This is a genomic window from Acidocella sp. (assembly GCF_013044125.1).
In the GTDB taxonomy this organism is placed as follows: Bacteria; Pseudomonadota; Alphaproteobacteria; order Acetobacterales; family Acetobacteraceae; genus Acidocella.
Map to the genome: position 1 here is coordinate 1 of NZ_JABEVC010000058.1, position 12058 is coordinate 12058.

At 64.4% G+C, this 12058-nt stretch carries 10 protein-coding genes; 6 read left to right on the top strand and 4 right to left on the bottom strand.

Features of this window, described 5'->3' with window-relative positions:
• The 3 genes from murQ to HKL97_RS03245 all read left to right on the top strand — a co-directional run.
• On the top strand, window positions 1-1067 hold a 1067-nt coding region (murQ, locus tag HKL97_RS03235), incomplete at its 5' end, for an N-acetylmuramic acid 6-phosphate etherase (RefSeq protein ID WP_408820642.1).
• A 21-nt stretch (window positions 1068-1088) separates the two neighbouring features.
• On the top strand, window positions 1089-1607 hold the full coding sequence (locus HKL97_RS03240; protein WP_291422667.1) for a hypothetical protein: 519 nt from the start codon (window positions 1089-1091) through the stop codon (window positions 1605-1607).
• A gap of 64 nt (window positions 1608-1671) precedes the next feature.
• On the top strand, window positions 1672-2076 hold the full coding sequence (locus HKL97_RS03245) for a hypothetical protein (RefSeq protein ID WP_291422668.1): 405 nt from the start codon (window positions 1672-1674) through the stop codon (window positions 2074-2076).
• Window positions 2077-2084: 8 nt separating this feature from the next.
• Here the strand turns inward: HKL97_RS03245 and HKL97_RS03250 are convergent, their stop codons facing one another.
• The 3 genes from HKL97_RS03250 to HKL97_RS03260 all read right to left on the bottom strand — a co-directional run bounded on the left by HKL97_RS03250 (window position 2085) and on the right by HKL97_RS03260 (window position 5578).
• Entirely contained in the window at window positions 2085-3086 is a 1002-nt protein-coding gene (locus HKL97_RS03250; RefSeq protein ID WP_291422669.1) for a DUF6976 family protein, read from the bottom strand.
• Window positions 3087-3100: 14 nt separating this feature from the next.
• Complete coding sequence (locus HKL97_RS03255) at window positions 3101-3310, bottom strand: hypothetical protein (protein ID WP_291422670.1); 210 nt, start codon at window positions 3308-3310, stop codon at window positions 3101-3103.
• A gap of 105 nt (window positions 3311-3415) precedes the next feature.
• Window positions 3416-5578: a malate synthase G gene (locus tag HKL97_RS03260; protein ID WP_291422671.1), complete on the bottom strand. Its 2163-nt coding sequence runs from the start codon at window positions 5576-5578 to the stop codon at window positions 3416-3418.
• A gap of 133 nt (window positions 5579-5711) precedes the next feature.
• Here HKL97_RS03260 and HKL97_RS03265 point away from each other — a divergent pair, with 133 nt between their 5' ends.
• Window positions 5712-6620: a hypothetical protein gene (locus tag HKL97_RS03265; protein ID WP_291422672.1), complete on the top strand. Its 909-nt coding sequence runs from the start codon at window positions 5712-5714 to the stop codon at window positions 6618-6620.
• On the opposite strand, the gene HKL97_RS03270 is transcribed toward HKL97_RS03265, so the two are convergent.
• Window positions 6599-8101, bottom strand: a complete 1503-nt coding sequence (locus tag HKL97_RS03270; protein ID WP_291422673.1) for a discoidin domain-containing protein — start codon at window positions 8099-8101, stop codon at window positions 6599-6601. The two genes, HKL97_RS03265 and HKL97_RS03270, sit on opposite strands and share 22 nt — an antisense overlap.
• Window positions 8102-8385: 284 nt before the next feature.
• Between HKL97_RS03270 and HKL97_RS03275 the strand changes: the two genes are divergently transcribed.
• Both HKL97_RS03275 and HKL97_RS03280 read left to right on the top strand, forming a co-directional pair.
• Window positions 8386-11043, top strand: a complete 2658-nt coding sequence (locus HKL97_RS03275; protein ID WP_291422674.1) for a ribonuclease E/G — start codon at window positions 8386-8388, stop codon at window positions 11041-11043.
• 179 nt (window positions 11044-11222) lie between these two features.
• Complete coding sequence (locus HKL97_RS03280) at window positions 11223-12005, top strand: Bax inhibitor-1/YccA family protein (protein ID WP_291422675.1); 783 nt, start codon at window positions 11223-11225, stop codon at window positions 12003-12005.
• Window positions 12006-12058 lie beyond the last annotated feature (53 nt).

A 12058-nucleotide genomic window follows, 5' to 3' on the forward strand; every position in this document is an offset into this window, starting at 1 on the left:
ACGGCGTAGCGCCCGAGACCGCGCTGGCCGCCGCCACCTCCCGCCCTGCGGAGGCGATGGGCCTAGCTGACCGTGGGCGGCTCGCGCCGGGCCAGCGGGCGGACATCATCTGGTGGGGGGACGATTTTTCCGTGCAACGGGTGTGGACCGCCGGGTCCGCCACCCCCACGCGGGCCATGCCGCGCGGCACCGAGGCGGCGCGGGCGGAACTGGCGGATCTCGACGAACGGCCGGCGCTGGAAATCGTCAGGGTTTTTCTGGCGCAGGAGGCGGCGGCGCAATCCGCGCTGAACGCCGTGGCCCCCGCCCTGGCCGCGCTGGCCGATGCGGTGGCGGCAAGACTGCGGGCCGGCGGGCGGCTGTTTTATGCCGGGGCCGGAACCTCCGGGCGTCTCGGCCTGCTGGATGCGGTGGAATGCGGGCCGACCTTCGGCCTGCCGCCGGGGGTCATCATCGCCTTGCTGGCCGGCGGCACGGAAGCATTCATTCAGGCGGCGGAAGGTGCCGAGGACGACACACAGGCCGGCGCTGCCGCGCTGCGGGCGCATAATTTCACCGCCGCCGACGCGCTGGTCGGCATCGCGGCCTCCGGCGCCACGCCCTTCACCCTGGCCGCGGTGCGCCATGCGCGCGGGCTCGGCGCGCTCACCGGGGCGATTGTGAACAACCCCGGCTCCCCTCTGGCCGAAGCGGCAGAGATCGCTGTGCAGATCGCCTCCGGCCCAGAGGTGATCGCCGGTTCAACCCGGCTCTCCGCCGGCACCACGCAAAAAATCGCGCTCAATATCCTCTCCTCCACGGTGATGCTGCGCCAGGGCAAGGTGTTCGGCCCCTACATGGTGGACATGCGCGCCACCAACGAAAAACTGCGCCGCCGCGCCCTGCGCATGACCATGGACATCACCGGCGCTAATGAAACCGCCGCGCGCATTGCACTGGCGCAGTGTCATGACCATGTGAAGACTGCGGCGCTGATGCTGTTGCGCGGCCTAACGGCGGCAGTGGCTACGCAAAAACTCGAATCGGCAGAATTTTCTTTACGGCGAGCGCTGAACGCGGAAGAATAGGGCAGGAGGGAACGCGTAAAATTGGCCAGTAAACTCATCACCTTCGCCAAGGCGATTGACGATTTCATTATTGACCGGGCGTTGCAGCCGGTGGTCAATCTGGCCGGGCAATTATTTGCCATCCCGCTCTACACGGTGGCCAAAGTCTGTACCGTGCTCGGCGCCGGGGTGGGGGTGGTGTGGGTTCATCGGTTCGATACGTTTCCCGGCACCGATTTCTACCAGGACGTCTTCAGCCTCGGCATCATGGTCCTCGCCACCTTCCTGCAAATACGCGCGCATGAGGCCCGCGAGCCGAAGCATCAGGCATTCATGCCCGCCGCCCGCGTCACCGGCCTGCTGTGGCGTACCCTCTGGCTGCTGGATCTGGCATCCTTTCCCTTCCAGCTCCCGGTTGAAGGGCGCGAGCAACTGGCATTCAACTTCGTCTGGACCTTGTTGGTCGTGCTGCCCTACTGGATCATCTGCTGCCGCCGTCCGCCGCCCCCGGTGGAACGCCGCGCGATGGTCTTCGCGCCGGTGCCGATCTCGGTGCGGTAAATTTCTGGCGCGACGAATCGGCCGTTTTATGGTTTGTTCCGCGTAATCACAAAAGGATCAACCGTTGAAACCGCCTGAAGTCGTCAAAAAACTGCCGCTGGATAAAATATCCAGGATCAACGATACGATCGCCATCCGCTCGAACCAGATTTTCGCGACTATGGGGTTTTTCTGGTTCTGCCTGGTATTTTCCCTGTTGCCGCTGAAATGGCCGGCCGCAATGCCCTTCGTGCAATACGCCAGCTCCGGCGTCTTGCAGCTTGTGGCCCTGCCGTTACTAGGGGTGGGCACCATCCTGGCCGCGCGCTCCTCGGACAAACTGGCCAAGGAGCAGCACGACGCAGTGATGGAAACCGTGCAGGATATGCAGATTTTAATGGCCGAGCTGCACCAGCTGCACCTGGAGCTTCACGCCAAGGTGGATGAAGCCCTGGCTGGCGGCGAACCCGAAACGGCGCAGCTGGGTTGAGCCCCGCCTCAGGCGGCTTGCGGCACCAGTGAAGCGTGGCTCCGCACATCCAGCCGCACCAGCGTTTGGTTGAGCAGGATATAGGCGATCTCCCCGAACGTGACCGGCCCGATGAAGCCGCCCGTGGTTTTGCCCTCCAGCGAAGCATATAAATAGTTCAGGATGCAGTTGAAGGAGAGCCCCGCGCCGCTTTCCTGCTGGGCGCAGTACATGCCATAGGCCGCCGGATAATCACCAACCGGCGCCGCCAGGCGGTACACCAGCCCGGCCATCACGGGGGCGTAGAATGTCACCGTTTCCGCCTGCGCCTCCTGGAAGGATACGTTGATCATCGCCCCGGCGTAGTTGCTCACCAGCGGCAGGCTGGGGTCGGCGTGAATCTCGCGCAGATATTGCGCGAAGTTGCGCTCCACCCCGTTCACGGTGCAGCTCTCTGCCGTAAAGCCGCTTTGTGGGAAGCTGATGTCATCGCCCGTTCCCTGGTGGAAGAGGTTGATGATATCGGCTTCCGCGAACAGGCCGTCGGCCAGGGCGGCATGCATGACCAGAACGGCATTATCATGAACCTCGCCGGTCATGCCGTTAACCGCGACAGGCGCCACCTTGCCGATCTCGGCGAGATCAACACCCGTCACCCAGCCGACGAGCGGCTGCTGGTACAGATGCGGCAGGTCCGGCGCCTCGATGGCAAAGCGCTGGTGCGCCTCGCTGAAGGCTGGGACCAGCACATAGGAGAACCCCTGGTCAAATCGCCCGGCGGTGAGCTGCGCCAGCTCCCCCGGGGCGATTGCGCCAATGCGGCAATCCGCGGCACCTTCGATGATCGTGCAGAACACATGTTCATGGTCGCGCAGCCCGCCCTGCGCGGTCATGAAATAGGGGGTTGAGCCGCCGATCCAGCGTCCCCGCGGCAATGCGGTGAGGGCTCTGGGGCTGCCGGCGATAAGCATAATGCTTCCGGCTTCGATGAATGACACCGCCTGTGCGATGGTGAGGAGGCTGTTTTGCATGGAATGGTTCCGTTTCAGAGTGCTGGGAGGTCGCGCGCGGCAAACGCATTGGCCAGAAAAAACTGGTGCAGTTCGGTGGCGGATTTGCCGAGCCGGCCAGGGTCCAGGCGCACGTCATCACGCAAGCGCTTGAGCAGCAGCCTGGTTGCCAGGGATGAAACTTGGGGTTCGGCCCCTGTAAGCGCGCGTTGCCAGCGGGGGTCCGTTTTCGCGGGGATCGACATCTCTCGTGCTCCGTTTTTCTTGAACGGGACGAGTCTAGCGCCTAAAACTCACTAAATGATTAGCAAATCCGCCCCTCGCTCCATATGGGCAAGGGGCGGCAAGCTTCACCCCGCGGCCTTCGCCTCGCGGCGGCGGCGGGTCAGCACGAACTCGGTATAGCCGTTGGGCTGGTTGCGGCCCTCGAACACCAGCTCGCAGGCGGCGGCGAAGGCCGGGCCATCATAGCCGGGGGCGAGCGGCTTATACGCCGGGTCGCCGGCGTTCTGCTGGTCCACCACCAGCGCCATGCGCTTGAGGGTTTCCATCACCTGTTCCTTGCTCGCGATGCCGTGGTGCAGCCAGTTGGCGATATGCTGCGAGGAGATGCGCAGCGTCGCGCGGTCTTCCATCAGCGCCACATCGTGAATATCCGGCACCTTTGAGCAGCCCACCCCCTGGTCCACCCAGCGCACCACATAGCCGAGCAGCCCCTGCGCGTTGTTGTCGAGCTCCTGCTGCACTTGCGCGGGGTTCCAGTTCGGCCGGTCAGCCAGCGGAATGGTCAGCAGGTCTTCCAGCCTGGCGGGCGGGCGGGATTTTAGCTCGTCCTGGCGTGCGAACACGTCCACCGCATGGTAGTGCAGCGCGTGCAGCGTGGCGGCGGTGGGCGAGGGGACCCAGGCGGTGTTGGCGCCCGCGCGCGGGTGCGCGATCTTCTGTTCCAGCATCGCCGCCATTTGGTCGGGCGCGGCCCACATGCCCTTGCCAATCTGCGCGCGCCCCTGCAACCCGCATTCCAGGCCAAAGTCCACGTTGCGGTCCTCGTAGGATTTGATCCACGGCTGGTTCTTGAGATCGCCCTTGCGCAAAAATGCCCCGGCCTCGATGGAGGTGTGGATCTCATCGCCCGTGCGGTCGAGGAAGCCGGTGTTGATGAACACCACGCGCGACTTCGCCGCCGCGATGCATGCCTTCAGGTTGGCGCTGGTGCGGCGCTCCTCGTCCATGATGCCCATTTTCAGCGTGTTGGCGGGCAGGCCGAGCAGTTTTTCCACCGCGCCGAACAGCGCCACCGCGTTGGCCACCTCCTCCGGCCCGTGCAGTTTGGGCTTCACGATATAAACCGAGCCGGTGCGCGAGTTGCGCCGTGCGTTAAGGTCATGCATCGCGATCAGCGAGGTGATCACCGCATCGATGATGGTCTCTGGAACCTCGTTGCCCTGCGCGTCGAGAATCGCATCGGTGAGCATATGGTGGCCGACGTGGCGCACCAGCATCAGCGAGCGGCCGTGCAGGCTGAGCGTGCCACCGTCCGGCGCGGTGTACACGCGGTCCTGGTTCAGCTTGCGCTCGAATGTTTTGCCGCCTTTCTCCACCGGCGCGCTGAGCGTCCCTTGCATCAGCCCGAGCCAGTTGCGGTACACATCCACCTTGTCCTGCGCATCCACCGCGGCAACGCTGTCCTCGCAATCCATGATCGTGCTGATCGCCGATTCCATGATGATGTCGGCCACCCCGGCCGCGTCATCCCGGCCGATGGCGTTCTGCGGGTTGATCACCAGCTCCGCGTGCAGATTATGGTTCTTCAGCAGCACGCCCTTGGGCTGGCCGGGCTCGCCGGTGTAGCCCGCGAACTGCGCGCCATCCTTCAGGCCAACCTCGCCGCTGGGCAGCACCACGGCCAGGTGCCCGTTATGTACGCGGTAAGCCTGCGCATCGGCATGGCTGCCATCCGCCAGGGGGAAATGCGCGTCGAGAAAGGCGCGCCCGCGCGCCACCACCAGCGCCGCGCGGGCCTTGTTCAGCCCCCCGGCGGATCTGGCGGCGCCTTCGGTCTCGGGGATCGCATCGGTGCCGTACAGCGCATCATAAAGGCTGCCCCAGCGCGCATTGGCGGCATTCAGCGCATAGCGGGCGTTGCTCACCGGCACCACCAGTTGCGGCCCGGCGATATGCGCGATCTCATCATCCACCCGGTCCGTATCCACGGTGAAGGGCGCGGGGTCGGGCAGCAGATAGCCGATTTCGCGCAAAAACGCCTGATACGCGGCGGGATTGTGCGGCTGGCCCTTGTGCGCCAGATGCCAGGCGTCGATTTGCGCCTGCAGCGCGTCGCGCTTGGCCATCAGCGTGGCGTTTGTGGCCGAGAATTCCTTGATGACAGCCGCGAAACCGGCCCAGAAGGCGGCCGGGTCAACTCCGGTGCCGGGCAGCGCCTCGTTCACCACGAAATCATATAAAACGCTGGCGGGGCGGATACCGTTGGCCGGGGTGCGGGCGTCGGACATTTTAGCGGACTCCTTAACTGTTGTTTTCCTATGTCTGATGCCGCAAGGAGACGTCTGAAAGCAAGGGGGCGCAAATTTGGCGCACCCGGCGCCGTGCTGTAGTCTCGCCGGGTAATCAGGGGTGCGGCTTGGCATGCGTTATGTAGCGGCGTTTCGAACCTACACATGGGACGACGGGGTAGCCACGCTGGCCCGCCGGTTTTTTGCCGCCACCCCGGCCGCCCGCCAGGTGGTGCTGGCCGATGAGACGCGCGGCCCGCTCGGCATCACGGGCTATGAGGTGATCTCCCACACCGAGGACACCTCAAACCTCGGCCTGCTGGTGTACCCGGCGGGCAATTCACTCTGGTATAATGTCGATTATGGCCTCTACATCCTGCGCGCCGCCCTGCCGGGCTATGATTATTACCTGACCTCGGAGTCAGATCTCGCGGTCAACACCCCGCTTGATGCCGTCGTGCACACAGTTGCGGCGCGCCAGACGGACATCGTGGCGCATTGGGTCGGCCCCGCCACGCCGGCCTGGGAATGGTACACCACCGCCGCGGGAATGTTTGAGCAGTCCATGGCCTCGCTGTTGTTTTTCATGATCCTCTCGGCCCGCGCCATAGACCTGCTATTCTACATGCGCCGCGCCCTCACGGTCGAATTTCAGGCCGGCCGCTTGGCATCCTGGCCGTTCTGCGAGATTTTCGTGCCAAGCCTGTTGCGTCAGGCGGGCATGAGCTTCGCGGAAATCGGCGAATTCGCGGATACGGAAAACCTGCGCCTGCGCCCGCGGCTGTTGTTGAGCGAGGCAGCCGCCAATCGTCCAGGCTCGCTGGCGCATTCGGTGCTGGCCCGGCCCGCCTATATAAGAGCCGTCATTAAGGAACACCCGCCGCGCGACTGGTTTGCTCCTGGCAGCGCCCTGCGCCATGCCCTGCGGGAGATTCCAGCCGCCGAATACGCGCCGTTGCTCTGCGCGGCATTTGTCCAGGCGGGCGAGGGCGAGGAGCTGGCGCGGTTCATGCAAGCCTCTCAGAGCGCTCCGCCGGGATGAGTCATGGCGCCGAACACCTCGACCTGATCCAGATGCAGGTAGTCGCGTCCCAGCAGCGTAACGCGCACAAACCGCGCCCAGGCGGCGCCGGGGCCAGCCCAGACAAAGGGCGCGCCTTCAATGCCGCCCACCACTTCGTCATCTTCCTTGCGCGCGACCTCCGTCCATGAAGCGCCGTCAATGGAAACGCTCAGGCTGAAATTCCTGAACCGGGCGGCCGTGTGGTCGTCGGTATTATAGATGTGGATTTCGTGGATCGTGGCGAAACCGCCGAGATCCACCTGCCACCAGGGATTGTTCTCAAAATCGGTGTGGAATTTGCGCACGCCGTCAATCATGCCGCTGGCAGCGCCGCCTCTGGAGGCTGCCTTGGCGAGGAATTCGGGGTCGGCGAGGTAGGAGCTTTGGCTGGTTGGTTTGCCGCGGGAGAGCAATTGGCCGCGCTGTTGGGCCAGTACGTCGGTCCGGGCGGCGCCAGCGAGCAGGGCTTGCCAGAAATCAGCCAGCCGGCGGTCCTCGATGGCATTCACGCTGTTGATGAAGCCGCGTAAACGCGGCTCATCCGCCGCCAGCTGGCCCCAGATTTTCTCGCCGGCGAAATTGCCCTTCAGCCCACGCGCCACGCGCTCGGCAAAGGCCTGTTCGGAGCGAAAGGCGTAATGGTGGACCATGGCGGTGGCGAAAAGTCTCTCCTGCCGAGGCGGATGGCGGGCGAACGCCGCCGCACCGGCAGGAAAATCGGCGTAATATCCAGCCATATCCTCCCCCAGCACATTCACCGAGCGGATCGGCCGGGCGAGATATTCATCCAGCCGGTGGACGAAGGAGTTGTCCAGGCACTTTTGGAGAAGCTGCGGATCGTTGAAGACTGTGCTGCGCGCTACATATTTGGTGAGAGGGTGCATCAGGGCTTCGCGCCGCGTGTAGGATTCCAGCACCGGGCGGTCCGGCGGCGTCTTGTGACCGTTGGGACCGAAGAACACCCAGTTGAACAGCACGCAGTCGGCCACCGGGGCAAGCGGCGCGATGAACTGGGCGATGCTCTGGCCCGGCGGCAGACGGATGAATTCGTCGAGGTCGAGAAAGCTGATCCATTCTGCGGCGTGTTGGTCGTGTGCCAGAAAGTGCAGCATCATTTTGCGATGTTGCCCCTGGTCGGGATAAGACCGAAAGGTGACGAAGGGTGCCGGGCCCTGGGTGAAGGGCAGCACCGTCTCATAGAGCGCGCGCGGATCGTCGTCGTTGCAGTAGAGATAGACATGCTCGAAGCCGATGGCGCGGTGGTAGTTTAGCCACTCCACGGCGTAGCGAGTCTCCCAGCGCGCGCAGGCGGCAATCACGAAGCGGTACTTACGCGTCATTGGCCGTGCCGCCCTCCTGTCTGCGGCGCCATTCTGCCCGAGGCAGCCGCCCTCCGCCAGCCGGGCGTTCCACGCAGGGCAGGGGCTAACCCCCTTGCGGATGCGCGCTATTTCCGCCATCAACAACCCCAGGTGTTCGACTAAGAGCGGGTTTTGGCCTTTTCCGGCCGTTTCCGCCACCCGAACCCCGAGGAATACCCACATGGCCTGGCGCGCAAGCCCCGGCCTACGAGATCAAGGACCGATGACCGCTCTGCCGACCGACTTTATTTTTTTCCGTTCGGATATGGCGTGGCTCCGGTCTGCACCCCTTAACTTACATCAAAATCGCGGCGTCGCGGCATTGAGAGCCATTACAGGCTCCTGGCTGCCCGCGGATGCCGCGCATCGGAGCTCCCATTTAAATGACCAAAAAAATGTTAATCGACGCCAGCCACGCGGAAGAGACGCGCGTGGTGGTACTGGACGGCAACCGGCTTGAGGATTTCGACGTCGAGACCGCCAACCGCAAGCAGATAAAAGGCAATATCTACCTCGCCAAGGTTATCCGGGTCGAACCCAGCCTGCAGGCGGCCTTCGTGGAATACGGAGGCAACCGCCACGGCTTCCTTGCCTTTGGTGAAATCCACCCTGATTATTACCAGATTCCGGTGGCTGACCGTAAACGCCTGCTCGCCATGCAGGCCGAGGACGAGCGCGAGGAAGCCCGCGCCGCTGAAGCACACGAGGCGCAGAGCGAAGCCCCCGCGCAGGACGGCGCCTCCGCCGGGACTGCGGAGGAAGCCTCAGATGCGCCCGCCGCGCAGGCGCTGAGCGTCACGCCGATTGAAATCATCTCCGCGCCGCCGCCCGAAGAATCTGGCGAGGCCGTGAGCGCACTGGCGGGTGACCTCACTGCCGCCGAGGAAGCCGAGAACCACGCCGAAGCCGAACCGGCCAACGGCCACGATGCCGACGAATCCCCCGCCGCCCCGCCGCCGGAAAACCTGGGTGGCGATGGCGATGATGCCGCCGAGGCGCGCGAGCGCCGCCAGCGCCAGCGCTTTTTGCGCAATTATAAAATTCAGGACGTCATCCACCGCCGCCAGATCATGCTGATCCAGGTGGTAAAGGAGGAGCGCGGCAACAAAGGCGCTGCCCTCACCACCTATCTCTCCCTGGCGGGCCGCTTCTCCGTGCTCATGCCCAACTCGCCCTCCGGCGGCGGCGTTTCGCGCAAGATCACCTCGGTGGCTGACCGCCGGCGCCTGAAGGAAGCCATGGCCGAGCTGGACGTGCCCGATGGCATGGGGCTGATCGTGCGCACCGCCGGCGCCAACCGGCCCAAGCCCGAGATCAAGCGCGACTGCGAATACCTGCTCCGCCTGTGGGACGACATCCGCGAGCGCACCATGGAATCCGTGGCCCCGGCGCTCATCTACGAGGAAGCCAGCCTGATCAAGCGCACCATCCGCGATGTTTACACGCGCGACGTGGAGGAAGTGCTGGTCGATGGCGAGGAGGGCTTCAAGGCCGCGCGGGACTTCATGCGCATGCTCATGCCCAGCCACGCTAAAAAGGTGCAGCTGTGGACCGAGGGCCAGCCGCTGTTCGCCCGCTACCAGGTGGAAGCCCAGCTCGACGCGATGCTGAACCCGATCGTGCAGCTTCGCTCGGGCGGTTATATTGTCATCAACCAGACCGAGGCGCTGGTCGCCATCGATGTGAACTCCGGGCGCTCCACCCGCGAGCGCAGCATCGAGGACACCGCCCTGCGCACCAACCTGGAAGCCGCCGAGGAAGTGGCCAAGCAGCTGCGCATGCGCGATCTGGCGGGGCTTATCGTCATCGACTTCATTGATATGGAGAGCCGCAAGAACAACACGGCGGTCGAGCGTAAGCTGAAAGACTCGCTGAAGAACGACCGCGCCCGCATCCAGATCGGCTCGATCAGCCATTTCGGCCTGATGGAGATGAGCCGCCAGCGCCTGCGCCCCTCGCTCACCGAGGCGTCACTCATCACCTGCCCGCATTGCGTGGGCATGGGCTATATCCGCAGCCCCGAGAGTGCGGCGCTGCATATCCTGCGCGCCATCGAGGACGAGGGCGGCAAGTTCCGCGCCGCCGAAATCGCCGTGGTGCTGCCGCCGGAAATCGCCTTCTACCTGTTCAACCACAAGCGCGAGCGGCTTTCCGCCATCGAGGCGCGTTATGCCATGCGCGTGGTCTTCACGCCTGATTCCACGATGACCGGCACCAGCTTCCGCATCGAGAAAATCCGCGCGCAGACGATCACCGCGCCGGTGGTGGCGCCTGCCTCCTACACCGGGCCGATCACCCCGGAGCGCAGCCTGGAGCGCGCCGCCCCCGTGCAGGAAGAGGCCGAAACCGAAGCTGAGGTGGAAGAGGCCGATGCCGACGCGCCGAACGCCAGCGACACGGCCGAGGAAGGCGAGCGCAAGCGCCGCCGCCGCCGCCGCCGCGGCAAGCGCCGTGGCGAGAATGGCGCGGAAGTTCCCGCCGCGGGGACAGAAGGCGAGAGCGCACCCGATGCCGAAGCCGCTCCAGCCGTGGCGGATGACCAGCCGACCGAGATCGACCTCGTGATGGCCGCCGAGTTGGGCGAGCCCGCCGGAGAAACAGAGATGCCGGCCGTTGTCGAGGAACCGGCCCCGCGCCGCCGCCGCACCCGTGGCGGCACGCGCCGCCGCCGCACTGGCGAGGATGAGGCGCCGTCCGCGGACGCTGCCCCAGCTGAACCCGTGTTTGCCGATGTCGCGGATATTTTCGAGGCCGCCGAGCGCGCCGAGGAACAGCGCCTGCGCCTTCGTGATCTGGCGCAGATGGCGTCCGAGCCGGCAATTGCCCCGCCGGCCCCTGTTCCGCAACAGGCCGTCCCACAGGAAGCAACCGTGGAAGCAACCGTGGAAGCAACCGTGGAAGCGGCCCAGGCCGCGCCCGCTCCGGCGCAGGCACCTGCAAGCGCCGATGAAACCAAGCGGGAACCCTTGGTCAAGCCGCTTGTCATCAGCGGGGAGGATACGCCGGCCGTGGAGAAAAAACGCGGCTGGTGGCGCCGCTAACGCTTAATCCTGCCCTTGGCCGGCCCGGTTTGATGCGGGTCAAGGGCAGCAGCGCTTTTCTGGCCTATATGTGTGGTGTCTTTCTGGCGGGATAACCGCGTTGTCACTTGAAATACAACCAGAAACAACGAATCTGTAGCGCATGGCCGAACGGCCATTTTGAGGAGCGAATAAATTCCATGGCTTATGATCCGAACGCCAATTCCTACCGCACGGCCCAGCCGGGCTATGCCGCCTTTGGCAGCGCCGCGCTGGACGCGGGCCTGCGCGCCTATATGCTGCGCGTTTATAACTGGATGGCCTCCGGCTTGGTGCTCACCGGTCTGGTCGCCTTCGGCATCGCGCACACCAGCCTGATGAACGCCTTCTACCCTCTGGTGCAGACCGCGAGCGGCGCGATGGTGCGCGCCCCCTCCGGCTTGGCCTATATCAGCATTTTCGCACCCCTGGCCTTCGTCATGGTGCTCAGCTTCGGCGTCAACAAGCTCTCCACCACCGCCGCACAGGCGCTGTTCTGGGCCTTTTGCGCCACCATGGGCGCCAGCCTGACCAACATCTTTCTGGTCTATACCCAAACCTCCATCACCGAGGTGTTCTTCGTCACGGCTGGCACCTTCGCCGGCACCAGCCTTTACGGCTACGCTACCAAGCGTGACCTCACCAGCATGGGCAGCTTCCTCATGATGGGCCTCATCGGCATCCTCATCGCCATGGTGGTGAACATCTTCCTGCAGTCACCAGCGGTCGCCTTCGCGGTCAGCATCCTCGGCGTGCTCATCTTCACCGGCCTCACCGCGTATGACACACAGCGGATCAAAACCAGCTACCTGCAATACGGCTCGTCCTACGGGGTGGAAATGGCCAACAAGCGCAGTGTTTATGATGCGCTGACCCTCTACCTTAACTTCATCAACCTGTTCATGTTCCTGCTGCAACTCTTCGGCCAGCGCAACAGCCGCTAATCCTAATCCAGTCCTTGCTGAAACGGCGCCCCACGGGGCGCCGTTTTCGTTAC